General features: G+C 55.1%; 22 protein-coding genes and 1 tRNA gene. 11 read left to right on the top strand and 12 right to left on the bottom strand.

Annotated elements, in window-relative coordinates:
• Nucleotides 1-238: 238 nt before the first annotated feature.
• Nucleotides 239-628 (bottom strand): MerR family transcriptional regulator, encoded by a 390-nt coding sequence (locus ACR0C6_RS19790; protein WP_480447758.1) that lies wholly within the window; start codon nt 626-628, stop codon nt 239-241.
• A gap of 417 nt (nt 629-1,045) precedes the next feature.
• Between ACR0C6_RS19790 and ACR0C6_RS19785 the strand changes: the two genes are divergently transcribed.
• From ACR0C6_RS19785 to ACR0C6_RS19760, 6 genes are all read left to right on the top strand, one after another.
• A complete protein-coding gene (locus tag ACR0C6_RS19785) occupies nt 1,046-1,264 on the top strand; it encodes a GDCCVxC domain-containing (seleno)protein (RefSeq protein WP_083828990.1) in 219 nt (72 codons plus the stop codon).
• A 187-nt stretch (nt 1,265-1,451) separates the two neighbouring features.
• Nucleotides 1,452-2,747 (top strand): DUF3300 domain-containing protein, encoded by a 1,296-nt coding sequence (locus ACR0C6_RS19780; protein WP_480620788.1) that lies wholly within the window; start codon nt 1,452-1,454, stop codon nt 2,745-2,747.
• Between the two features lies 1 nt (nt 2,748).
• Nucleotides 2,749-3,639, top strand: coding sequence for a DUF2950 family protein (locus ACR0C6_RS19775; protein ID WP_480620786.1), 891 nt, complete (start codon nt 2,749-2,751; stop codon nt 3,637-3,639).
• Nucleotides 3,640-3,875: 236 nt separating this feature from the next.
• Nucleotides 3,876-5,174 carry a TAXI family TRAP transporter solute-binding subunit gene (locus tag ACR0C6_RS19770; RefSeq protein ID WP_480620785.1) on the top strand — a complete coding sequence of 433 codons (1,299 nt, stop codon included), beginning with the start codon at nt 3,876-3,878 and terminating at the stop codon, nt 5,172-5,174.
• Nucleotides 5,175-5,367: 193 nt separating this feature from the next.
• Nucleotides 5,368-7,242 (top strand): DUF3604 domain-containing protein, encoded by a 1,875-nt coding sequence (locus ACR0C6_RS19765; protein WP_480620783.1) that lies wholly within the window; start codon nt 5,368-5,370, stop codon nt 7,240-7,242.
• Between the two features lie 266 nt (nt 7,243-7,508).
• Nucleotides 7,509-7,676: a hypothetical protein gene (locus ACR0C6_RS19760; RefSeq protein WP_480620781.1), complete on the top strand. Its 168-nt coding sequence runs from the start codon at nt 7,509-7,511 to the stop codon at nt 7,674-7,676.
• A 122-nt stretch (nt 7,677-7,798) separates the two neighbouring features.
• On the opposite strand, the gene ACR0C6_RS19755 is transcribed toward ACR0C6_RS19760, so the two are convergent.
• On the bottom strand, nt 7,799-7,984 hold the full coding sequence (locus ACR0C6_RS19755; protein WP_480620779.1) for a DUF6538 domain-containing protein: 186 nt from the start codon (nt 7,982-7,984) through the stop codon (nt 7,799-7,801).
• A gap of 61 nt (nt 7,985-8,045) precedes the next feature.
• Nucleotides 8,046-8,121 (bottom strand) — tRNA-Thr (locus ACR0C6_RS19750).
• Between the two features lie 145 nt (nt 8,122-8,266).
• On the opposite strand from ACR0C6_RS19750, the gene ACR0C6_RS19745 reads away from it, so the two are divergent.
• Nucleotides 8,267-9,172: a hypothetical protein gene (locus ACR0C6_RS19745; RefSeq protein ID WP_171230775.1), complete on the top strand. Its 906-nt coding sequence runs from the start codon at nt 8,267-8,269 to the stop codon at nt 9,170-9,172.
• A gap of 269 nt (nt 9,173-9,441) precedes the next feature.
• Here ACR0C6_RS19745 and ACR0C6_RS19740 read toward each other — a convergent pair whose 3' ends face one another.
• From ACR0C6_RS19740 to ACR0C6_RS19725, 4 genes are all read right to left on the bottom strand, one after another.
• Nucleotides 9,442-10,161 (bottom strand): alpha/beta fold hydrolase, encoded by a 720-nt coding sequence (locus ACR0C6_RS19740; protein WP_480620777.1) that lies wholly within the window; start codon nt 10,159-10,161, stop codon nt 9,442-9,444.
• A complete protein-coding gene (locus ACR0C6_RS19735) occupies nt 10,158-11,699 on the bottom strand; it encodes an ABC transporter permease (RefSeq protein WP_171641806.1) in 1,542 nt (513 codons plus the stop codon). Before ACR0C6_RS19735 ends, ACR0C6_RS19740 begins: the two co-directional genes overlap by 4 nt.
• The gene (locus ACR0C6_RS19730) at nt 11,696-12,751 is read right to left on the bottom strand and encodes a quaternary amine ABC transporter ATP-binding protein (protein ID WP_480447644.1); all 1,056 of its coding nucleotides are present in this window, start codon (nt 12,749-12,751) and stop codon (nt 11,696-11,698) included. The genes ACR0C6_RS19735 and ACR0C6_RS19730 overlap by 4 nt, the downstream gene beginning before the upstream one ends.
• Before the next feature lie 66 nt (nt 12,752-12,817).
• On the bottom strand, nt 12,818-13,783 hold the full coding sequence (locus ACR0C6_RS19725) for an ABC transporter substrate-binding protein (RefSeq protein ID WP_480447645.1): 966 nt from the start codon (nt 13,781-13,783) through the stop codon (nt 12,818-12,820).
• A gap of 242 nt (nt 13,784-14,025) precedes the next feature.
• On the opposite strand from ACR0C6_RS19725, the gene ACR0C6_RS19720 reads away from it, so the two are divergent.
• On the top strand, nt 14,026-14,937 hold the full coding sequence (locus ACR0C6_RS19720) for a LysR family transcriptional regulator (protein ID WP_480620793.1): 912 nt from the start codon (nt 14,026-14,028) through the stop codon (nt 14,935-14,937).
• A 53-nt stretch (nt 14,938-14,990) separates the two neighbouring features.
• Here the strand turns inward: ACR0C6_RS19720 and cuyB are convergent, their stop codons facing one another.
• Together cuyB and cuyA are read right to left on the bottom strand one after the other, a co-directional pair.
• Nucleotides 14,991-15,698 carry a cysteate racemase gene (gene cuyB, locus ACR0C6_RS19715; RefSeq protein ID WP_480620775.1) on the bottom strand — a complete coding sequence of 236 codons (708 nt, stop codon included), beginning with the start codon at nt 15,696-15,698 and terminating at the stop codon, nt 14,991-14,993.
• 3 nt (nt 15,699-15,701) lie between these two features.
• Complete coding sequence (gene cuyA / locus ACR0C6_RS19710; protein ID WP_171635738.1) at nt 15,702-16,715, bottom strand: D-cysteate sulfo-lyase; 1,014 nt, start codon at nt 16,713-16,715, stop codon at nt 15,702-15,704.
• 122 nt (nt 16,716-16,837) lie between these two features.
• On the opposite strand from cuyA, the gene ACR0C6_RS19705 reads away from it, so the two are divergent.
• From ACR0C6_RS19705 to ACR0C6_RS19695, 3 genes are all read left to right on the top strand, one after another.
• Complete coding sequence (locus ACR0C6_RS19705; protein WP_480620773.1) at nt 16,838-17,761, top strand: LysR family transcriptional regulator; 924 nt, start codon at nt 16,838-16,840, stop codon at nt 17,759-17,761.
• Between the two features lie 127 nt (nt 17,762-17,888).
• Nucleotides 17,889-19,226 (top strand): serine hydrolase domain-containing protein, encoded by a 1,338-nt coding sequence (locus ACR0C6_RS19700; protein WP_480620771.1) that lies wholly within the window; start codon nt 17,889-17,891, stop codon nt 19,224-19,226.
• Nucleotides 19,227-19,408: 182 nt separating this feature from the next.
• A complete protein-coding gene (locus ACR0C6_RS19695) occupies nt 19,409-22,201 on the top strand; it encodes a bifunctional aconitate hydratase 2/2-methylisocitrate dehydratase (protein ID WP_480620769.1) in 2,793 nt (930 codons plus the stop codon).
• A 194-nt stretch (nt 22,202-22,395) separates the two neighbouring features.
• Here the strand turns inward: ACR0C6_RS19695 and ACR0C6_RS19690 are convergent, their stop codons facing one another.
• The 3 genes from ACR0C6_RS19690 to ACR0C6_RS19680 all read right to left on the bottom strand — a co-directional run bounded on the left by ACR0C6_RS19690 (nt 22,396) and on the right by ACR0C6_RS19680 (nt 24,603).
• Nucleotides 22,396-22,917, bottom strand: coding sequence for a GNAT family N-acetyltransferase (locus ACR0C6_RS19690; RefSeq protein ID WP_152456682.1), 522 nt, complete (start codon nt 22,915-22,917; stop codon nt 22,396-22,398).
• Nucleotides 22,914-23,468: a helix-turn-helix domain-containing protein gene (locus ACR0C6_RS19685; protein ID WP_480620767.1), complete on the bottom strand. Its 555-nt coding sequence runs from the start codon at nt 23,466-23,468 to the stop codon at nt 22,914-22,916. Before ACR0C6_RS19685 ends, ACR0C6_RS19690 begins: the two co-directional genes overlap by 4 nt.
• Nucleotides 23,469-23,586: 118 nt before the next feature.
• Entirely contained in the window at nt 23,587-24,603 is a 1,017-nt protein-coding gene (locus ACR0C6_RS19680; RefSeq protein ID WP_480620766.1) for a Fe(3+) ABC transporter substrate-binding protein, read from the bottom strand.
• Between the last annotated feature and the right edge of the window lie 89 nt (nt 24,604-24,692).

The following is a 24,692-nucleotide window of genomic DNA, read 5'->3' as shown; positions in this document are numbered from 1 at the left end:
CCCGCAAGTTGGCTCGAAAACACTACCACGTTCATAGATTGTTAGAACCGGCAACTTGCCTAATACCTGTAAACGTGCCGTGGAATGATCGTTAACTAAGATCTCGAATTGACCAAAGACCGTGGAAGCGATTATTCAAAAGGTATGCCTATCCGTTTTCGTAGAGAACGGCGGGTTTGTCCGCGGAGCAGACGCTCACGAAGATACTGCGAATGACCGCGTCGAGCCCGAAGTTTCACTAGTCGGTGCGCAGTTTTGAGAGCATGGGGCAAGAGACATTCCCGCTGTCGCAGTTGGCTGTGAGTTCGCTCAGCGCCGCTTCCAATCGCTTCAGCTCGTTTATCTTTTCACGCACATTGAAGATATGAAGCTCAGCCAGCTCTTTTATGGGCCGGCAATTCTCTCCGTCGCCTTCGGACAGGCTGAGAAGCGTCTTTGTATCGGCTAGCGGAAAGCCCAAATCACGGCATTTTTTCAGGAAACGAAGTCTTCCAACATCGTGCGCAGAGTACATCCGGCGATTATTCGGTGCCCGTTCTGGTTTGGGCACGATCCCTTCGCGCTCATGGTAGCGGATCGTTTCAATGCCGACACCGCTTTGCCGGGATGCTTCCCCAATCGCAAACATGTGAGTTTTTCCGTCTTGATCCTGTAGCGACTACAGAAGTTATACCAATGGCTGTCGTTTCAACACCTCAAATTGATCAAGGGAATGAAATGCAGAAGTACCTTAGCGTTAGGTATCTCGGATCACTGTCAGCACTTGGCGTTGCGACTTGCTGTGTATTGCCCATGACAATGATGTTGCTGGGACTAGGAGGCAGTTGGTTGGCTGTTTTCGGAAAGATCGCGGCGGCAAGCTACTACGTATTGACGATTTCGACGGTGCTTGTCGCGATATCGTGGCTTGTATCTTATCAGCGAGGTTCCCTATCAAAGTTGAAATGGTGGCTTTCGGGGACGACCGCAATCACCGCGTTAGCTTGGGTCGTCGTCTTTAACGAGGCCCGGATCAACAATTACCTGATAATGCAGATGTGAAACAATGACAGAGCAAACTGTAGTGCTTGAAAGCACCCTGACGTGCCCGAAATGCGGTCACAGCGAAACCGAAATAATGCCGACGGATGCTTGCCAGTGGTTCTATGAATGCAAGTCTTGCGCAGCAGTCTTGAAACCATTGGAAGGGGATTGTTGTGTCTACTGCTCCTATGCAACGGTGCCTTGCCCGCCGATCCAGAATGGCGATAGTTGTTGCGGATGACAAAGTCTGCTTTGTCCGCAGAGCGGTCATTCATGCGGAACGCAGCGAACGACCGCTCTGAGCCCAAAGAGGCCATTCGCTCAAACTTGGCTGGGTGCCGATAATTATCCCACAACAGTCTATTTGACTGATTGGTTGCCAGAATCGCGGTCTTAGGTGATCCTTCAAGAAATCGAAGGATCGCAATATGTTCAGGTTTCTATTAATTGCATTCGGTATTTGCGTATCTACTTCCGCGTTAGCGCAAGAGTCGTCCGAAGACGTAGCGGCAAAAGATGATAACTCTGCGACCTCGTCCAGCCTGCTAACTGACGCTGAGTTGCAGACATTGGTCGCCCCGGTTGCTCTTTATCCCGACACGCTTCTCATACAGATATTTGTCGCGGCCACCCAGCCGTTGGAAATTGTTAAGGCTGAACGGTATCTGCTGGACAACACCGACCGCGACCCTGTTGAGCTTGAGCTGGAAATCGAAGCAATGGGATGGGATCCTTCCGTCAGTGTGTTGGCGACGGCATTCCCGGAAATTGTTGGTCAGATGGCCACCCATATTGACTGGACCGAGACAGTCGGCACAGCCATGTTGGCCCAGTCCGATGATGTGATGGATGCGGTGCAGGTCATGCGGGATCAGGCAATTGACAGCGGCGCTCTTGTTTCAGGGCCCGAGCAAACTGTCGAAGTATCTGACGACGACACAGTGATAATTACACCGACAGAGCCCGAAACGGTATACGTCCCACAATACAATCCCGAGACAGTTTACACTGGCCCGTCAACCGGGGATGTTGTGGGCGCTGCATTACTGACTTTTGGCACTGTCGCCCTGATCGACGAGATTTTTGACGACGACGATGATTGGTACGACTATTGGGGGTGCCGAAATTGTGGTGGCTGGGGCGGGGGTCCAATTTATAGAAATCCAGACATAGATATTGACGTAGATGGCAACGTCAATATTGGCAATGATATAGATTTAGGTGACCGAACGAATATCGGATGGAATCCCGATCCTGACCGGCAACAGGAGGCCCGGAACAAAATAGCGGACCACAAAAGACCTGAAGGTGGCCGTGGCGACTTGCCGGTTAACCGTCCTGACGGTCGCACCGATGAACTGCGTGCAAAGTTGAGCCGAGAATCTGGTGCTGCGGATATTAGCCTAGACCGCGGGGCGGCCGCGGCTGCGGTCGGTGCAGGGGCTGTAGCAGGCGGGGCTTTGGTGAACCGTGGCAACGCTAATCGGGACAAGGTCGCCGCAAAGCAACAGGCTATTGATCGCACCAAACGTCCAGATGCTACGAAAAAGCCAGTCGCGCAAAGACCGCAGACTGCGAAGAAGCCGTTGGCGAAGAAGGCCGTATCGGCGCAGGGCAAGCCCAAGGCATCCAAAGGGCAAGCGATGAAGAAAAAAGCGTCCGGTAGCAGAACGCAAAGCGCGTCCAAGCGTGGACATGCAGCTAAAGGCAAGCGGAGACGGTAAGGTGCGTAGATCAGTATTTACAATTTTGTTGCTCGCCGGGAGTGCAAGCCCGGCCCTCTCTGGCGGGGCCAACTTCGATACCCCGCAATCCGCACTGGATGCTTTTGTTGGTGCGTTGAAGGCCAATGATCAGAGCAAGATGCTCGAAGTTTTTGGTCCTGAAGCCGAAGACTTGGTGGGAACGGGCGATCCGGCGGAAGACCAAGAAAGAAGGCAGGAAGTGCTAAGCATGTACGCTGAGGGGTATCGCTTTCAGCCTGAGGATGAAGGGGTTGTACTTCTCCTGGGTGAAGACAGTTGGCCTTTTCCAATTCCAATTCTGCGTACAGATGACGGTTGGCGCTTTGACCTGGAAGCAGGGATCGAAGAGCTTTCAGCCCGCGAAATAGGTTTGAATGAGTTGGAAGTGATCGAATTGCTTGAGGCCTATGTCGATCTGCAGGCAGCTTTCCGGCTTGTGGACCATAACGGGAACGGCGTTATGGAATTCGCTCAGACGATCATTTCAGATCCGGAAGAGCAAAACGGACTCTTCTTGCCTGGAAAAGACAGCTTTGTCGGTGCAGCGCTTGCCCGCGCCGCAGCTTCGGGGTGGAGTGACGGTCAGGTTGACTATGAAGCCCAACCGTTTCTTGGCTATTATTACACAATCCTGCAAGAGCAGGGCCCTAACGCTCCGGGGGGTGCCTACTCTTATTTTGTCGGGGATCACTTTGTTGCAGGACATGCCTTGCTGGCAATACCGGCAGACTATGGAGAAACTGGCATCCATTCCTTTCTGGTTGGCGAAAACGGCATAGTCTACGAGGCAGATTTTGGCCCGGAAACACTTAGTATTGCAGCTGAAATTTCTGCCTATGATCCAGACACGAATTGGTCACCGGTCGAGTAATATTTGGATTGAAAGTGGCGCTTAAGCTCTGCGCTTTGCTGCGACAGCCAGTTTTTGATTTCAAACTCCTTCAAGCGTACTTGGTTTTTTGCGCACCCACTAAATGTGTCGGGATACTTGAACCGCAGAACTCGAACTTTCGAGTGCTACTCACTGTGATCGGTTTCTCGTTGGCAAAAAGATTGCTATCAAATGAGAACGAATTATCGATTCCGATCATCTGAATGTGAGAATAAATGCGCTTAGCTCTTTTCATTCTCTTTCCGATTATATTTGTCGGTTTGCTTGTTTTTCTGATCTTTGGCTTGAAGCCGCCCAACAGTATTAAGCTAGCTGCTGGCATAAACGGCGGGGGATATTGGCAAGTTGGACAACTCTACAAAGCAGAACTTGCACGTGACGGCATTCAGGTAGTTTTAGTAGAAACCGAAGGGTCCGTTGAGAATATTCAGAGACTTGTTTCTGGCGAAGTGGATGCCGCATTTGTTCAAGGCGGCCTCGAACTCCCTCAGGACGAAAGCTTACAGTCTCTGGGTGCCATTTTTCTTGAACCCATGGTGGTGTTCCGCGGAAAGTCCAGTCCAGTCGGAGCTAATGCAGGAGAATGGGGAGACATACGCTTAGCTGCAGGATCTCAGGCGTCTGGTACTCGCGCCGCCGCTTTAGCGCTAATTGAGGCCGCTGGGTTGCAAAATGTCGGCATAGACCTCGTCGATGTCGGGGGGCATGATGCGATAGAGGCGTTGTATGCCAACGAAGCGGATGCAGCGTTGTTTGTCGCTCCACTCGATGCACCTTACCTCATGGATGCAATTTTTGATCCAGAAATCATTTTTGTCCCTATGGCTTTGGTCGACGCCCTTGCATTGAAACTTTCCGGAGCGAATTCGGTAACTGTGCCGGCAGGATCAATCACACTCGACCCTCCGAGACCACCAGAGGATGTTAAGATCTTAGCATTGCGAGCTTCACTTATCGCCGCATCCGATCTGCACCCTGCAGTAACCGATAGGTTAGTAAATGCAGCAAAGAACATTCATAGCGAACCTAATATTTTGCAAAGTGCGCGCGAGTATCCAAACACGGCTTCGCCACCTGTACCATTAAACAAGATTGCCACAGAACTTATAAACTCTGGGCCAAACTTTTTGCATGGCGTCCTGCCATATTGGATAGCGGCGCAGTTTGGCAGCGTATTGTTATTGCTGTTGCCTTTGTTGTTCTTAGTACCGTTTCTGCGGATCGTCCCGTCCAGTTACGTGTGGTTTCAAAAGCGCCGGGTCTGGCGTTTTTATCAGCGCATCGCTGCGCTTGAGGAGGAACTCGGCAAGGCACAGACCTCAACTGAAGTCGAAGAGGTCGCCAAAAGTATCGAAGAAGTGGACACCGCCCTTGCAAATCTGAATCTGCCTCTCGCATACCGCCAGGGAGCATATGATGCACGTTTGCACATAGATCTAATTCGACAGGAGATTGCGCGTCGTCGAACTGCCAAAAATGATGGAACTCCGGCCTTCTCAAGCAAACCTACTTAAAATACCATTTCTATTTGAGACTTCGGTACAGTCGTATGCTTTAGTTATTGCTTGAACAGTACTTTGGGCTCGCAGCCATCATTGGCAGAGTTTTCTTTAGCGGCAGCTATGCTAGGCGAAAACAGTTTAGGTATTGCGTCAGGGTTACTTGTATTGAGCGTTGTAAGCTCTGAACAAAATAAGAGGTTAGGAAATGTTCCGTTTAGCATCTATTTTGAGTGTTGCGTTTACTGCTGTCGCGTATGCCGAGGACATCCCAAGCACTCAACCCGGCGACAGAGAGTATTCCCCTTACCCACAACAAAACTTCCCTAATCAGGTCTTTTTCGGCGACACCCATTTGCATACATCATACTCTGCCGATGCTGGGATGATCGGGAATGTACTTGGCCCTGATGAAGCGTACAGGTTTGCCAAAGGCGAAGTCGTTACATCCAGCACCGGTGTCGAAGCGAGGTTGCGCCGACCATTGGATTTTCTGGTTATTGCCGATCACGCCGAGAACCTTGGTCTTGCGCCGCTGCTCTCAGCCAAAGATGCCACGTTGCTCTCTACAGAGTTTGGCCAGCAACTGAACGCTGCTGTCGAGGCCGGTGATCCGGTTGGCGCATGGTCGATTTGGAGCCAAGCCAAGTCCACTGGCACAGACCCCTTGGCGGATTATCAGGAGATTTACCAAACAGCGTGGAGCAACATTACCTCAGCCGCTGAGGCACATAATCAACCGGGTTTGTTTACTGCGCTTATCGGGTTCGAGTGGACCTCAAACCCACAGCGGAACAACCTGCACAGGAATGTCATATTCAATGGTGGCAAAGAGGGTGCTGACAAGATCATCCCGTTCTCGAACTTTGATAGCTTCGACCCCGAAGACCTTTGGGCATGGATGGAACAAGCCGAAGAGACAACAGGCCAAAAGCTGCTCGCGATCCCGCACAATGGCAATTTGTCCAACGGGTTGATGTTCGACGAAGTGCGCTTGTCTGGTGAGCCGTTCGATGTTGAGTATTTCAAACAGCGTGCCAAGTGGGAACCGATCTACGAAATCACACAAATGAAAGGTGACGGCGAAGCACATCCCATGCTGTCACCAGACGATGAATTTGCCGACTTTGAAACGTGGGACAAGGGACAACTTGGACCAGAGCCCAAGACACCGGAGATGCTTCCACGCGAGTATGCACGGGCAGCCTTGCGGCGGGGGCTGGGATACGAGGCGGAAACTGGGACAAACCCGTTCAAGTTTGGCGTGATCGGCTCAACTGATGCTCATACATCGCTGTCCACGGTTGGCGAGGACAATTTCTTCGGGAAAGTCGCGGCAGTTGAACCTACTGCTGACCCGATCCGATTTGAAGAAGTCGTCGGCGGTATTGGTGGTGACGAGAGTGTTGCACAATATGCATGGCAGACTTCGGCGTCGGGTTTGGCGGCCGTTTGGGCAAGGGAAAACACCCGCGAGGCCATTTGGGATGCTTTTGCTCGGAAAGAAGTCTATGCAACCACGGGGCCGCGCATGCGTGTTCGCGTATTTGCCGGATATGAATTCGACGAAACCGACCTAACACGTGCGGATTTTGCCGCGTATGGATATGAAAGTGGCGTCCCTATGGGGGCGGATTTGCCAGTGGATAGTGATGGTCGATCTCCGCGATTTCTCATCCGTGCTCTCCGCGACCCCGATGGGGCCAACCTCGACCGTATTCAGATTGTCAAAGGCTGGCTGAACAGTGACGGCACAACGTCGGAACGTATTTATGATGTTGCTTGCGGCGAGCGTGAACTTGTAAACGCGGCGTGTGACGGCCCGGTTGGCAATACGGTGGATGTAGAAAACGCGACTTGGACAAATGACATCGGCCAGGCAATTCTCGCCGGATATTGGGAAGACCCGGACTACGACCCGACGCAAAGCGCGTTCTACTACGTCAGAGTGCTGGCCATACCAACGCCGCGCTGGACGACATACGATGCCAAGGTGTTCGGGACAGAAATCCCTGACGAAGCCCCTTGGTCGATACAAGAAAGGGCTTATACGTCGCCTATCTGGTACACACCTCAGGGATGATTGGTGTTAGACTTGGATTAAAATTCACTTAGTCTGCCCTGGGCTCGAAGCCCTCTTCCAAGAGTTTTATTTAACGTCAGCTTTCGGGCCTTTGCAGACGCTGAATCCCATATGGTCTGGACGGCAAGGTCACGCATTTTGCGGATGCGTCACATCTTTATTGTCGGCGGCCACAGATTTCTGAACTCAGAACCTTTACTTTGTTTAATAGAAGCGGATCGAACTTCCTCGTGCCGCAGTGAGCAAATTAGGTTGATATACCAAAGATGACGCAAGTTCAGCTGGCGGAGCGGTGGCACATGGTGACTGCGATGGGCTGTGATCTGACGGTTGCTGCACTCTGCGCCATCACCAAGGGCCTCTACGCAACGCGGTCTTACAGGCACTTGGGTATGGCCCTTCAGTCGAAAATAGATGGCCACAGCCTTCGATAGCTTGACCGTCTCCCGCATAGTGGAAAACGCAACGAACGTCACCGGAGCGGCATTGGCGTATTGCGCCGTCGAAGCATGTGTTTGCCCGGTAAGTCGCTGTCCTTGACCCGAAGGTGATACCATTATTCGTTAAGCTGTTGTGCAGCTCTTGTAGCCCGTGATGCTACCACTGAAGCTGATCTTGTTCTCAGTAGGTGTGAGATTTTCGACGACGTGTAGAGTTGCTTCAGATCCTTCGGGACTATCCGCACAAAGTAGAAAACGCCATCTTTGACAAATGAGTGGGGTGCAGTTTTGTTCTCCGCCACGCACTACCTTAGCTCCATCATGAGATAAAGCTGATGCTTTACAATGGCTTAGTGGATGCTATGGTGCCCCCACACGGACTCGAACCGCGGACCTACTGATTACAAATCAGTTGCTCTACCAGCTGAGCTATAGGGGCACTGGCTGTCGATTACTTCCTCTGGCAGTAGACTGCAAGCCTGAATTTTAGCCTAAACTTAGACATTGCCCGATTTCTTGAGAACGTGCAAAAAACGCTGAATTCATCCGTTGCAAATATCTCGCGAGTGGTAACGGACGCGGCAATGCAGAAAAGCCAAGGGGTAAAGGAAAAAATGCAGGTTGCCATCCACGCCGGTGTTGCCTTTTCGGATGAAGGGCTGGTGATGTCCTCGCTTGGCGCGAACAGGAGCGTACTTGCCAAATACCGAACTGCGGTTCTGGGGCCGCGGCGGTCCCGGCTATTCGTCAAAGTGATGTCTGACTCGATTCTGCAGGGTGTATCTGATGCAGACGCACGGAACAGATTGTCCGAGCTTGTTGCCGGAAACCAGAATCTGGACCGCGCGGTTGTATCGAGCGACAAGTTCTTTGGCCCCAGGCGCACTGCGCTGCAAGACGGCCAGATCTATCCGTTTGCGGGGAATAGAACAGCCCATACGGACACTCTGCTGGACGGCGTGCAGGTTCAAGTGTTTGCAGGGCTGGTGAACCCCGGGGTTTTTATACCAAAGATTCTGGCCTCGATCCATGAAGACCATCGGCGGGACATTCTGGCCAGCACCGATTTAAGCTGCCTCAGCTGGCTTGGCATGATCGAAGACCTGCGGGATCTTGCGCCTCAGGTTCAGCTCACCTTGTGGGAACACGAGAATTCCCCGCTTATCTGGGGGGATATCATCCGCGCCGTGGCTGGACTGCCTGATGAGGCTGTACTTCATGAAGAGTTTGCATTCCTGTCCTCCCTTTTGACAGAAGCTGGACAACGTCATGTATTGGACATCGTGAGAAAAGGGGACGCCATCGATCACGGCCGCCGACGTGAAGAGATGGCAAATATTCTGGACGAATACGCCCGGCCGGAGCAGATCGAGGAAGAGCTCGACTTGCCGGGCTGGAATTCCGACATAGTTGAAGCGTTCACAGAGCTTTACGAACAGGATCTGGCCACGATCCGGTCCATGCCGGACGTCCGTGTTTTGCAAATCTGATCGGTTTGCGCAGTGCCGTTGGATTGGGTGCACAGATGGTGCGAAGGTAGCTTTTGTCACGAATCCAGCATGAGGGCAGGGACGCAAGCGTATTTGGGGCCCTGCCGAATATCAGGCCACGAATTGGTGGTTTTGCAGCGACGTGTTGATACGGAAAATCCTGCCGATCAACGGGTTTATCTGACAAACCATGGCGTTCGACCCAATTGATCATCCGGATTTCCGCGGAATGGCATCAACTGACCGGTTCATTGGTTTGGCACAATGCATCAGGCAACCAAGTAATCTCGCAATATCCCGTTGAACAGTTCAGCTTTTTCCAGATGCGTCGCATGTGCAGAGTTTGGTATCACCGCGAGGTTTGCATTCGGAATGGATTGCCACAGCTGTTCCGTCTGACTCCATGGGTAGGTGCGATCACGATCCCCCCAGATAATCAGCGTCTTGGTCCTGATTGCCGGCAGGTTTTCAGCGCCGCTCCAGGAATGCATCGCATCCAAACCAGACAGCATGGCCTTCAGGTTGCTTTTCTGGGCTATCGCGGCGCAAAGTTCATATTCCAAGGCGTTTTCGCGTTCGAGAAACCAGGTTGCCGCAATCCGCCGCGCCGTCACTTTTGGCCCGTCTGCACAGGCACGGGTTTTCGAAGTGTCGATGGTCTCAAACCGCCCGGGCAGCACTCCTACGGACCCGGTGCCATAAAGAACCAAACGGTCAACACGTTCGGGCGCACGGGCAACCATTTCCTGCGCGACCATTCCACCCATCGAGTGACCAACCAGGTGGCATGTCTCGATGTCGCGCATCTTCAGCTCATTCAGCGCCCAGTTCGCGAATCCCGAGATGCTGCAAAACGCGTCACGTTGCGCATTTTCGCCAAAACCCGGCAGATCCAGCGTGATGACATCGTAACCCCGCAAGGCCTCGACCTGCCGCTGCCATTGCCGACTGCCGCCAAGGAACCCGTGAACAAACACGATGGGTGTCATTTCCGGCCGCCCTGCACAATCCGATCGAGGATCATGGCACAGAACAGGATTGAGAACCCCGCAAGAATACCCTGGCCCACATTCGCGTATTGCAACGCTTCAAGAACATCCTCGCCCAGCCCTTTGGCACCGATCAGAGACGCAACAACAACCATTGCCAGTGACAACATGATTGTCTGATTGATCCCCGCCCGGATCGATGGGCTTGCCAGCGGCAAGTCGACTTTGGTGAGCAGATACCATTTGTTGGCGCCGAAACTGATCGCCGCCTCGCGCACGCTTTCGGGCACGCCACGCAAGCCCAGGACGGTCAGGCGCACCACGGGCGTACCACCGAAAATCATCGTGACCACGACTGCCGCCGGCTTGCCGACACCAAAAAACGCGATCACGGGGACCATGAAAACAAAGGCGGGCATGGTTTGCATGAAATCCATGATCGGCTGGATGAAAGCATAGAACCGAGGGCGACGCGCCGCGAACATGCCCAGTGGAATTCCGATGACAATAGACAGGCACGCCGCTGTCCCCAACAAGGCCAGCGTGGTCATTGCGCCCTCCCAAAAGCCCAAAAGCCCCATATAGGCCAGAAACGCGCCCGAGTAGATTGCCGTGCTGACGCCCGCAGTCAGCCATGTCAGCAGAATGATGAGACTGGCGATCACGATCCATGGCGTCTGCACCAAGATGACCTCAAGCGCGTCCAGCAGGGTACGGATACCGAATGTCAGCCCGTCAAAGAACGCTTCGCTGTTGCGCACGCACCAGGCGATGAAATCTTCCACCCAAGTGATGCTGGTCAGGCGGATATTGGGGTCTGTCGGGAAATGGCTGAGCAACGAGAAACGCCCCGGAAAGCTGTAATGCATCATCGCCGCAGCAACGATCAGCGCCATGAAGATCGCGCTGAACACGATCTGCGATACCGGCATTGCAGATCGGATTGAACGATCTGACAGCCATTCCGAGAAACGCGCCTCGAGCGCCCAGTTTGCCACCTGTGACTGAACAAGCTTGACGATGATCAGAATGATCAGGCCGGTCAGAACGATGTATGGCCCTTCAGCAGCCATTGCTTCGGCTTCGGCGCGGATGCCACCTATGTTTTCCTCGAGCGAGTCCACCGTTCGCTGATAGACGTCGATCTTGTCCGAATTGTTTTCGATGGCAGCGGCCAACTGCTGTCGGCGCAGCTCAAGCGTCCCTTCAATTGACGCGATGCGTTCCATTGCCTCGGCCGCCAGGTCGCCGAACAACCCGCGCGCGATCTGCACGTAGGCTATTGTTTCGAGGATCAGAAATGGCAACGCCCATGACCACAAGCCCCGTGCACCGAACCAGACCGGGCCAAACAACCCGGCCATCAGATTGAAAGTCGGCGTAAAGCGGGACGACGCGCCGATCTTGTCGAAGTTGCGGATGTAATAGTCGGGGCTGGTGCGAACAAAGGCTCGGATGTTTTCGCGCCGCTCTTCGGCATATGCCTGGGCTGCTTCGCTCTCGGTATCTTCCAGCGGGTTCACATCTGAAGAACTCATGACACTTCGGTTCCTTCGATCACGGTGCGCAACAGATCGGCACGGGTTATGACGCCAACATCCACGCCGCCGTCCTCCACAAGGATCGCGCTGTCGGTGTCGATTGCCAGATTGATCAGCGTGCTCAGGTTTTCGCCTTCATTCACACGCGGGGCGTCCGAGGGTAGAGGGCCATGGGTCGCGACATGTTCCGGTATGGGCCGCATGACGGCGTGGGCACGCACCACCTTGAGCCTTGAGATACCCGCCACGAAATCGGCGACATAGTCATCGGCGGGGTTCATGACGATGTCTTCGGCCGTTCCGATCTGCACCACCTTGCCGTCGCGCATGATCGCGATCCGATTCCCGATGCGGACGGCTTCATCCAAATCATGGGTGATGAAGATCGTCGTCTTTTTCAGGATTTTGCTCAGTCGAATGAACTCATCCTGCAATTGCCGACGGATCAACGGGTCCAACGCCGAGAACGGTTCGTCCATCAACAACACATCCGGGTTCGCTGCCAGTGCCCGGGCAAGGCCCACACGTTGCTGCATTCCCCCGGACAGCTCGTGGGCGAATTTCGATCCCCAGGCTCCGAGTTCGACGATATCCAGAATAGCCGCGGCCTGACGCATGCGTTCATTCTTGCTGACCTGCCGGATTTCCAGCGGCATTGCGACATTGTCCAGCACAGACCGATGCGGCATCAGCGCAAAGTTCTGAAAGACCATGCCAATCTTGTTGTTGCGAAACTGCTGAAGCTCTTTCGGGCCCAGGGCCATCACGTCCGTGCCTTCGATTTCGATCTTGCCTGCGGTGGGTTCCAACAGCCGGTTGAAATGGCGGACCAGAGTGGACTTCCCGCTGCCTGACAGGCCCATGATGCAGAATATCTCGCCCCGGTTGACCGAAAGACTGACATCCGCGACGCCGACAACGCAGTTGTATTCCGCCAACACCTGGGCTTTGTCCAATCCACGGTCGCGGATTGCCTGCAGCGCCACCTCGGGCCTGCTCCCGAAAATCTTCCAGACATTCGAGATTTCAATAACGGTATCGTCGCTCATAAGTCCCCCAGAGGTGCGCATCTGGGTGGCGCCGTCCATCGCCGCCACCCTGTTTGGGACGAGAGATCAGAGACCCAGCCAGGCGTCGACACGATCCGGGTTCGCTTCGACCCATTCACGGGCAACGTCCGCCGGGTCGCGGCCCTTGCCGCTGATCTCATAGGCGAACTCGCTGACATCATCCGCCGTCAATGCGAAATTCGCCAAGAAATCGGCAATCGCCGGAGAGCGCTCTGGCAGCGTGTTGGACCACGCAATCTGCACGTTCTTGAGGGCGTCCTTGGTCGCAACATTGGATTTGTTGTACCAGTCCGGGTCATCAGACGGTTGGACCATCACGTATTTTGCCGGGTCGAATTGTGGCTCGGTCAACATCTGGACGTCGAACATGTACCAGACGGCATGCGGCTTGTAGCAATAAAAGGCGTAGCCTTCGCCCTTGGCGATGCTGTCCTTGATCCGCGCGGTTTTCACGCTTTCCTCGGCACGTATCGGCTCAATGAAATCAAGTAAACCATAGTCGCGGGTTTTGACTTCGTTCACGTTGGCCGAAGCCCAACCCGGCGCGCCAATCCACATTTCACCTTTGCCATTGCCGTCACTGTCCATCAATGCGGCCACATCCGGGCGGCCCAGATCGGCGATGTCGGTGATGTTGTTGGCTTCACCAAAGTCTTTGCTGACGCAGAAACCCTGATTGCCCTCGTAGGGGTTCGATGACAGGGTGACGGTGCCCGCTTCGTCCACATACTTCTTGGTGAAGCTTTCCTGGTTGGGCAGCCAAACGTCGGGATGAACGTCGATATCGCCCTTGCCCTGATCCATCGCCTGAAAGATCGTGGCGTTGTTGCCGGGCACATATTCCACTTTGCCCCCGATGCGCATTTCCACGACTGCGCCCAGTACATGGGCAATCGCCTGGGCACCGGTCCAGGATGGCACGCCGATTTTCACTTCTTCGGTTGCGAATGCCGGCACAGCGCAGACGCTGAGCGCAGCAGCCATCCCCAGCTTTTTCAGATTGGTTCTCATGGTCTTCTCCTCTGTTGAAATGCGCCGTGGTTCGGCGTCGTTCTTTCCGTTGTTCGATTTTCCCGTCGCGCAATAGGGGCGCGCCAACTTGCCTTTGGCGACACATTCGGACGGGAGGCTGAAAACAAGGCCAACCGCCACACCCTGCCCGGAAGTCTAGAACAGGAGCTTTTCCGAGAGCCAATTCGAACATTTCATCAAACTATTCTGTTTCTGCATAGTTTTCTGTACCCTTGCTGAAAATGCTCTTTCACAAGCGGGGACACGCTTTGGATCTGAATTGGCTACGCGATTTTGAATGCCTCGCCCGGACCTTGAACTTCACCCGTGCGTCTGATGAACGTAACATCACGCAATCCGCATTCAGTCGCAGAATCAAAGCGTTGGAAAGCTGGGTGGGGCTGCCTTTGGTCAATCGGGCAACCTATCCGGTTCAATTGACCGAGGCCGGCAAACAATTCCTGCCTGTTGCCCAGGCGGCAATTTCACAGCTGTCTGAATCCCGCCAATCCCTGCGGGACGCCGACCGGGGCGACAGTCGGTTCATCCGGTTTTCGGTTCTGCACACCATTGCGGTTAATTTTTTGGCAACCCGCATAGAAGAGTTGCAGAAACAGATCCCCGATTTGCGCACACGCGTCCTGTCCGATTCTCTGAGCACCTGCTGTGATCTTTTGGTCGAAGGCGCGGTGGATATCCTGCTGTGCTACTATCACCATACTGTCTCGCCCATGATCGACGAAACCGCGTTCGAGCGTAAGGATCTGTTGAAGGACCGTCTGATACCGGTGGCTGCCGCTCAGCCGGTGCGGACACTGGGTTGGGATTTGTCCCGGCAGGATGGCCCGCCGATCCCCTATCTGGCCTATGACCGATCGTCCTTCTTGGGCATGGTCGTTGAAAACACCGTTGACCGGAAACCCCAGAATACCGAAACGATATATGTCGATAGCCTGGTCGAAACGATCAAACGTAGATTGATGACCGGCAGCGGATTTGCCTGGATGCCCGAAACGTCGATCTCAGCGGAGCTGGATCAGGGCTTGCTGGTGCCGATCGGTGACGATGCATGGTGTGCGACGTTGACGATTTCAGCCTTTTCCAATCCGGCCAGTTTGGATCAGATCGCGCACCAGCTTTGGCAGCGTTTGTGACCGGACGGATTCGTTTTGGCGCACCAACCGGCCATTGAACGGAAGATGCGCCTTTACCTCGTATGCCGGTCCGTCTGAGAAAAACTGACGATCGCGCGGACCAGCAGATCAATCGTATCCACTGCATTGGCGTCATCCGCGACGCTGTCGGCAATGAGGGAGAATTCAGAGCAAGCGACAAACTGCAAGTCCGCCCCCGCCTTGACCAAGGCCCTTGAGGACGCTCGCAGAGTTTCGCGCGCCTTGTCGCTTTGACCGTTGACCTTGATCGCGCGGATCGCCTCCAGCATCGCGCCTTCATCCGTTGGCCAAACGGTTGACAGCCCGCGCGCTTGCAGGGCTGTTTCGAAAAGGCCAGTACGGCGCACCGCCGGAGAAGCGAGCACACCAACGCACCCCCCCTTCCCGAGTGTCCCGACGGCGTGATCCGCGGCCAGTTCAACCATGTTCAACAGCGGAACGGTCACGGCCTCGGTGATCGCCTTTGCATAGTGATGCGCCGTGTTGCAGGGCATTGCCAGCGCCATGGCACCGGCATCCTGAAGTCGTCGTGCCATCGCCGCCAGTGTCGGCCCCGGATCTTCGCCCGCCCCGTCGATCAGATGCGCGATCCGCGACGGGACCTGAGTGTTCATGTCGATCAAAAGCGGAATGTGGTCCCGGTCGTCGCTCACCGGCACGGCCTCGACCAGCTTGCGCTGGAGGAGGATCGTTGCCTCGGGGCCCATGCCGCCAAGAATACCGATGGGGTGCTGCGTCATTGCTCAGATATTCACCCAGCGGTCTTTGTGATCGAAGGCAAAGTCATACCCCGCCAAAGCCGCCGCGCCGCCCGTGTGAAGGAAAACGACCCGTTGGTCTTTGAATTCGCCTTTGCGCGCCAGATCGATCAGGCCCGCCGCACCCTTGGCCGAATAGCAGGGATCCAGAAGGATACCTTCCAATTCGGCAAACATCTGGATCGCTTCGATGCCGCTTTCAGTGGGCAGGCCATAACCTTCGCCGACATAGTCGGTATTGGCCATGACATCTTCACGCTTTACCACGCCCGCGCACCCCAGCTTTTCGGCCGTCTTGCAGGCGAGGTCGTACACCATCTGTTCCTGCTTTGGCCGAGGTGCCCTTGTCCCGATGCCAAGCACCGGCACCTGCGCATTCATGGCGCACATTCCCGTCACCAAACCTGCCTGCGTACCGGACGACCCTGTTGCATGTACCAGCCGGTCAATCCGCAATCCGCTGTCATTGGCCTGACCCAACAGTTCAAAGGCCGCGTTTACATAGCCCAACGCCCCGGTCGGGTTCGAGCCGCCGCCGGGAATGACATAGACATTGCGGCCTTCTGCCCGTTTCTTCGCGGCCGCCTTTTCCATTTCGCCCGGCATATCGTGACCCCCGGGAAACTTCTGGGTGGTTGCGCCGTGCAAGTGGTCCAGCAGGACATTGCCGTTTGTATTGTAGTTGCCATCTTGATAGCCGGTGCGATCTTCCAGAAGAATATGGCAATCAAGCCCCAGCTTGGCGGCAAACGCTGCGGTTTGTCGACCGTGGTTGGTTTGGGTGGCACCTTGCGTCATCACCATGTCGGCGCCCTGCGCTTCTGCTTCGGCCATCAGGAATTCCAGCTTGCGGGTCTTGTTGCCGCCGGTTGACATGCCGGTGCAATCGTCGCGCTTGATCCAGATTTCCACCCCCAGTTCTTTGGAAAGCCGCTTCATCGGTTCAAGCGGTGTCGGAAGATGGGCGAGGTGAAGGCGGGGAAAGCGCGCAAGATGCATGTCACAATTCCTAATATTGATTTTCGTCAATTTACGCTGTGTGTATCCGCTCTGCTAATTCGAAATTCGGCAGATATGTTGCAAAAATTGCATATTAGTAAGGCCTGGGCTATCTGGTTCACATGCGTTTGGAATGGATCGACGACATATTGGCCGTGCTGGACAGCGGATCGCTGACACGGGCTGCGGAAAAACGGCTGCTGACCCAATCTGCCTTTACCCGTCGGGTGCGGCTCATCGAAGGCAGTATCGGTGCGACCCTGTTTGATCGTCGCCGCAAACCCGTATCCCTGATGCCGGGCGTTCAGGCGTTGGAACCTGAACTGCGCGAACTGAGCGCGCGTCTGCACAAACTGCGTCACAGTTTGAAAACAGAAAGCGATCAGGCCAGCCAGTCTTTGTCGCTCGTGTGCCAGCATGCGCTGACGACAACCGTCTCGCCGAAAGTGGTCCGGATGTTGACCGAAAACAGCGATATCTCGGTTCAGGTGCGATCGGGGAACCAGGACGAATGCCTGTTGCAGCTGATCTCGAAAGAAGTCGATTTCGCGATCATGTACGCGGCATCGGACGGTGGGGTGCAGAACCTTGAAAGTGCGTTTGAGGCGAAAACGCTTGGTGCCGACACATTGATCCCGGTATGCGCACCTGCAATGCACGGGGAATTAGATGGCAAGACCATTCCTGCGATTGTCTACCCGCCTGATGTTTTTCTTGGGCAAGTGTTTTCCCGTTTGATTGCGCCGCGGTTGCCCGACGAAACCAGTCTCGTGGCCAAGGCCGAGACGGCCCTGACGCTGGCGATTCTGCAATATGCCGTGAATGAAATCGGTGTTGCCTGGTTGCCCTATTCTTTGGTCGCCGCGCCGCTTGCTCAGGGACAGCTTGTAAGCGTTGAAGACGCCCTGCCTGCACAGGCGCTGACAATAAGAATGGTCCGTTTGGCCGAAGCGAAGCCAGAATTCAGTGAACAGATTTGGCAACGTCTCGCCGAGCAATCGCAAAGCTTTTGGTTGTCGCAGGATCAAAACGAGGAGGCGACCTGAGCCGTTCACCGAGAAAGGTGCCGGGCCTGCCGATCAGCGTCGGAAGAATACGCAACGGAATAGTGGCAAAACCGAGCTGGATGTATCTAACCTGCGCTGAAATGACAGCAACAGGGCAGGTCAGCGGATGTTCAGGAAGGTATTGAAAACGGGTATAGGTGTCGTGGTTCTGGGCATCGTGGGGCTGCTTGGTTATCTGCTGATCGCCCCGCCCGATTTGTTGAAAGTAGGCACGAATTACTCGGCCAAGATTGTCTGTTCGAATGTTTTCATTGCCGGACGTGATCCGGAAGAGGTCCTTGCAGTGGATGTGCAGGCCCCGGGGCATCCGCTGCTCAAACATGTTTCGATTGAGGTTGATCGAGAGGCTCAGACTGTTCATGCGCGACTCTTTCGGTTCTTCGCGCCCGCCAGGTCGCAGTTCCGGCAGGGGCTTGGCTGCACCAACGTGCATGCTACATCCCTGAGCACGCAGCGGCTTGAGGCCGCCAAGCCCGCGCTGACTGGTCTTTGGCCAACAGGAAACGACGTTGCGCAGTCTCAGGATCCCAAAATTCAGGCCGTCTTGTCGGATGATACGCTGCTTGGCGAATGGTACCGCGCCGTAGTGGTGGTTCAAGGCGGGCGCATCGTAGCCGAACGCTATGCGGAAGGGTTCGACGCAGACACACCGTTGCTGGGCTGGTCCATGACCAAGACGGTCACGGCCGGGTTGATCGGAACGTTGATCAACGCGGGTCAGATGAATGTATCGGACACCCTTGTCGACAGCTTTCCCGAATGGGCAGAAGACGCAAGGCGAGGCATTACTGTTGCGGACATGCTGGCGATGACAAGCGGTCTGCAATGGAATGAAGAATACGGAGACGTGTCAGACGTGACCAGGATGCTGTATCTCAGCAATGACATGGCCGGTTTCGCTGCCGACCGTGCACTGGAAGCCGGCATTGGCACCGACTTCAACTATTCCTCAGGCACGTCCACCGTGTTGTCCCGTGTTTGGCAGGACAAGCTGCCCGACGGCGGTTTGAGCTATCCTCGGGATGCGCTTTTTGAACCGCTCGGCATGGCTTCGGCGATCATCGAGACAGATGTCGCCGATACATTCATCGGATCCAGCTATATGTACGCCACGGCCCGAGACTGGGCGAGGTATGGCCAGTTTCTGCTGCAAAAAGGGGTTTGGGACGGCGCGCAGATTTTGCCCACAGGTTTTGTGGACTGGATGTTCGAACCCGTTGCGGCGTCTGGTGGGGAATATGCCAAGGGTCATCTTTGGTTGAAATCGCCAGGCGACCTGCCACCGTTTGAAGACGCGGTTTGGTTGCAAGGGCATGACGGTCAGTCCATCGGAATTTTTCCCTCGCGTGACATGGTCGTCGTGCGGATGGGGCTTACGCCTTCACGGGTGGGCTATTCTTCTTTGCCCTTGGCGAAAGCGCTTATTGCGGCTTTCGGGGAGTAGGGGATCGAACATTCCGATCGACGCACCGCCCGACATTGCGGCGGGCATCGCCCGTAGGGCAGGACACTGGGTCGCAGATCGGTATCTTGCACGTCGGCACAGTTTGGTATACCGCCGCATACAAATTCAAGGTGCCGGGTTTTTATGTGGCCTGGTGCATCAGCTAAATGGTCGGAACCGTCATGAGCCTTTACACAGAATACCTGAACGAAATCGAGACGCGCAAAGAACAGGGTCTGCACCCCAAACCCATCGAAGACGGTGCCCTTTTGCAGGAAATCATAGGGCAGATCAAAGATGCGGGTCACGCGCATCGCGCAGATTCACTGAACTATTTCATCTACAACACGCTTCCGGGCACAACCAGCGCCGCAGGTGAAAAGGCGCGCTTTCTGAAAGAGATCATCCTGGGTGAGGCAACGGTCGAAGAAATCTCGCAGGATTTCGCGTTTGAATTGCTGTCGCATATGAAGGGCGGCCCATCGGTAGAGGTTCTGCTTGATCTGGCGCTGGGCGATGACGCAGAGATTGCGCAGAAAGCGGCGGCAGTTCTGAAAACCCAGGTGTTCCTGTACGACGCAGATACCAACCGTCTGAAAACAGCCTTTGAGGCCGGGAACGCCGTTGCCAGGGACATTCTGGAAAGCTATGCCAAGGCCGAGTTCTTTACCCGGCTTCCCGACATCGAAGAAGAAATCAAGGTTGTGACCTATGTGGCGGCCGAAGGGGATATTTCGACCGATCTTCTGTCGCCCGGCAATCAGGCGCATTCGCGGTCGGACCGCGAATTGCACGGAAAGTGCATGATCTCACCCGAAGCACAGGCCGAGATTCAGGACTTGCAAAAACAGCACCCGGACAAGCGCGTCATGCTGGTTGCTGAAAAAGGGACGATGGGCGTTGGATCGTCGCGCATGTCCGGTGTCAACAACGTTGCATTGTGGACCGGAAAGCAAGCTAGCCCCTATGTTCCATTCGTGAACATCGCGCCGGTTGTTGCCGGTACAAACGGGATTTCACCGATCTTTCTGACCACCGTCGGCGTCACCGGCGGGATCGGCATCGATCTCAAGAACTGGGTCAAGAAAGTGGATGCCGACGGCAATCCGATCCTGAACAATGACGGCAATCCTATCCTCGAGCAGAAATATTCCGTCGAGACCGGAACGGTACTGACCATCAACACCAAGGACAAAAAGCTGTACAATGACGCAGGCGACAAAGAGCTGGTCGATCTGTCATCATCCTTCACGCCGCAAAAGACCGAGTTCATAAAGGCCGGAGGATCTTATGCTATTGTCTTTGGTAAAAAGCTCCAGACATTCGCAGCCGAGACGCTCGGCATCGAGCTGAAATCCGCTTTTGCACCGTCCAAAGAGATATCGCATGAAGGGCAGGGCCTGACGGCGGTTGAAAAGATATTCAACAAGAACGCGGTCGGCGTAGCCGAAGGCAAAGTTCTGCATGCGGGCTCGGATGTTCGGGTGAAGGTCAACATCGTCGGTTCGCAGGACACCACCGGCCTGATGACGGCGCAGGAACTGGAAGCCATGGCGGCTACGGTGATCTCGCCCACCGTTGACGGCGCCTATCAGTCTGGCTGTCACACTGCTTCGGTTTGGGATTCCAAAGCGCAGGCGAATATCCCAAAACTGATGAAATTCATGAACAACTTTGGTCTGATCACCGCGCGTGACCCCAAAGGTGTTTATCACTCGATGACAGACGTCATCCACAAGGTTCTGAACGACATCACCGTGGATGACTGGGCGATCATCATCGGTGGCGACTCGCATACACGTATGTCCAAAGGCGTCGCGTTTGGCGCTGACTCGGGTACTGTCGCACTGGCGCTGGCCACTGGCGAAGCCACCATGCCGATCCCGGAATCGGTCAAGGTGACATTCAAGGGCCAGATGGCGGATCACATGGATTTCCGCGATGTGGTTCACGCCACCCAGGCGCAGATGCTGAAGAAATTCGGCGACAACGTGTTCCAGGGGCGGATCATCGAAGTTCACATCGGCACATTGCTGGCGGATCAGGCATTCACCTTTACTGACTGGACGGCCGAGATGAAGGCCAAGGCCTCGATCTGCATCTCGGCGGATGACACGTTGATCGAATCTCTGGAAATCGCAAAAAGCCGTATCCAGATCATGATCGATAAGGGAATGGATAACGAGGCCCGGACACTGCAAGGTCTGATCGACAAGGCCGACGCGCGCATCGCGGAAATCAAGTCGGGTGAAAAGCCCGCCCTGAAACCGGATGAAAATGCTAAGTATTTTGCCGAGCTGGTGGTTGATCTGGATGAGATCAGCGAACCCATGATCGCCGACCCGGATGTCAATAACGCCGATGTCTCAAAGCGTTACACCCACGATACGATCCGGCCGGTTTCCCACTACAAAGGGGAAAAGAAGGTCGATCTGGGATTTGTTGGATCGTGCATGGTGCACAAGGGCGATCTGGTCATCGTCTCGCAAATGCTGAAAAACATCGAGCAGGAGAAGGGCACAGTAGAATTCAAGGCCCCTCTGGTCGTTGCTGCGCCCACCTACAACATCATCGATGAGCTGAAAGAAGAAGGCGAGTGGAGCATTCTTCAGAAGTATTCAGGCTTTGAATTCGACGATCTGTTCCCAAAGAGCAAAGCGCGGACGGAATACGAGAACATCCTGTATCTGGAGCGTCCGGGATGTAACCTCTGCATGGGCAACCAGGAGAAAGCCGCAAAGGGTGACACTGTGCTGGCCACGTCCACACGCCTGTTCCAGGGGCGTGTTGTTGAGGACGCGGCGGAAAAGAAAGGCGAATCCCTGCTGGCATCGACCCCGGTGGTGGTGCTGTCGGCTGTTTTGGGCCGAATGCCGACCGCCGAGGAATACAAATCGGCCGTGAAAGGTATCGACCTCACCAAATTTGCGCCTCCGATGGAAAAGCCCGCAGGCACGAAGTCAGCGCATTTCTAAACGCAAGGCACTAAGTTGATTGCTCGGTCATCCCTTCAGGTGGCCGGGCGATTGAGTTCCGCTGTGTTCAGGCCTGGTTGCAGCGCGCGCCGCGCAAAAGCGCGGCATGGGAATGCCCCGAACCTTTCGCACGACTTCGCGTGGGCCACTGGGGAAAAATCCATGATCCACGGTTATACGGCCGCTGTTTGGCGTCAGGCTGACAGCTCTTTATACATGTAAGTTGTGGGTTCCAGTCTGGTTTCGAACGGGTTCCGGCAATAGTTCGGAATTTCCCCAGCAATCTGAAATCCAAGGTCCAGATAAAGCAATCGAGAAGGGTCGGTGCTGCGGGTATCCAGAACCAGCATCGTGCGCTCCAACTCTGTCGTTCGTTGAAAGAGGGCTTCCATCAACGCGCGGCCAAAACCGCGCCGTCTGGCGTTCGGGTGCACCAGAAGTTTTGCGACATCCGCGCGGTGCGGCTGATTGGGCATGGTCGCGGGGATCAGTTGCACCGTGCCCTGAATGCGCCCTTTGTGGTGGAGGACAAACAGCTCCAATGCACCGGATTTCAGCCCAGGTCGAACGTTTTGCAGCCAGTATTTTCGCGCGTCACCCTCGGTAAACGGAAGGACAAAGCCGATGCTGGCCCCTTCATGCACACAGGCGTGGAGGATTCCCGCCAGATCATCCACTGCCGCGCTGAAATCGAGATCGGTCAGACGCGAGATCATATCAGCACCAAGAGATAACGCGCACCGCGAGATGCCCCGGTTTCAAACCGGGTTGGGCCCGACAGGTGATAGCGCAGGCAATCTCCGGCGCTCAGCGCATGGGGTGTTCCGTCAACTGTCAGTGTCAGTGCGCCGTCGATCAGGATCAGATGGTGTTCCTGCCCGGATTTGGGCGGCGCATCGTAAGTGATGACCGTATCGCGCGGCAGGTGACATTCCACGACCTCGGCGTTCAAGCCGTTTGCAGGCGGTGAAACTGCACGGCGGGTAAAGCCGGTTCCGGGATCCCGCCATTCGGTCTGGCGTTCAAACGCCACTTTGGGGTCAAAGCTGTCTTCGACCATCATCAAAAGCCGTGACACCGGCAGATCATAAGCGGCACAGAGGCGGCCAAGACTCTCAGCGGTGGGGCTGACCTCTCCTTTCTCCATGCGGGACAGCGTGGCGCGGCTGATTCCGCTGTGGGCGGCCAGTTGATCCAGGGACCACCCGCGCCCGTGGCGGAGTTCGTTCAAACGGACGGCAAGGCGGTTTGAGAGGTTGTCGAGCATGGATCACAAACGAGAAGATTTTTCATTTAAGGGAAAATTACTTAAAAATTTTGTATGTGTAAATGGAAAAGGGCGCAGAAACTCCGCGCCCTCTGCCAGCTTTTGACGAGGCAGTGGATTACTTCCAGCCGACTTCGTTAAAGATTTTCTGTGCTTCCGGGATGTTCTTTGCGACTTCCGACAGGTTCACGTCGTCAGCTTTGAACTCACCCAGGGCCTTTACCGATTCCGCCAGCTCAACGCTCTGCACTGCCGGGAATTCGTCATTGCCCGCCGAGAAGTACTTCTGCGCCTGATCGCTTGCCAGATACTCGAGGAACAGGATTGCGTTTTCCTTGTTCGGCGCGTGTGCCGCGACGCCACCGCCCGACAGGTTCATATGCGCACCATAGCTGTCCTGATTGGGGAAGACCCAGCCGATCTTGTCGAGGTCAGAGGACAGGCCTTTGACGTCTTTGCGGATAGCCCGTGCATAGTAATAGGTGTTCGATACAGCGATGTCGCATTCACCCGAAACGATGCCACGCAGCTGGTCGGTGTCACCGCCCTGCGGGTCTCGGGCCATGTTGGCGACAACGCCTTCGGCCCAGGATTTTGCAGCTTCGGCGCCTTCATGTGTGATGATCGAAGCGAGCAGGGTCTGGTTGTAGGTGTTGGTCGAGGACCGGATGCAGATCAGGCCCTTGTATTCCGGCTTGGCCAGGTCCGCGTAAGCGGCCGGCGGATTGGCAACGTTTTCCTTGTTGTAAAAGATGATCCGACCGCGCTGTGAAAAGCCGAACCACTGGTTGTCTTCGTCCTGAAGGTTGGCGGGGATGCGCTCCTCCAAGGTTTCGCTGTCGATTGCTTGCAGAATGCCCGCATCTTTGGCGCGCGCCAGGCGAGACGTGTCGACCGTCAGCATGACGTCAGCCGGAGAGTTCGCGCCTTCGGCTTCCATGCGCGCAATCAATTCATCCGCCTTGCCTTCGATCCGGTTGATCTTGATGCCGGTCGCTTCTTCGAAGTCCGTGTAAAGACGTTCGTCAGTGTCATAGTGGCGCGACGAATAAAGGTTCAGCTCGCCTTCAGCCGCGGCTGATGTTGCGATCAATGCCGACAGAGCGGCGGCCAGGCAGGTTGTGGATTTCAGCATAGTTTGCCCCAACAATTGAATTTCGCGTCGGTCGATATCCCGACTGATTTGCTCAATTATACGATTCTCAGCGAGATGCAAGAAAATCC

It is taken from the genome of Ruegeria sp. AL12, from assembly GCF_056540885.1.
Note: the sequence above shows the minus strand (reverse complement) of the source record. Positions and strands in the feature narration are given on the sequence as shown.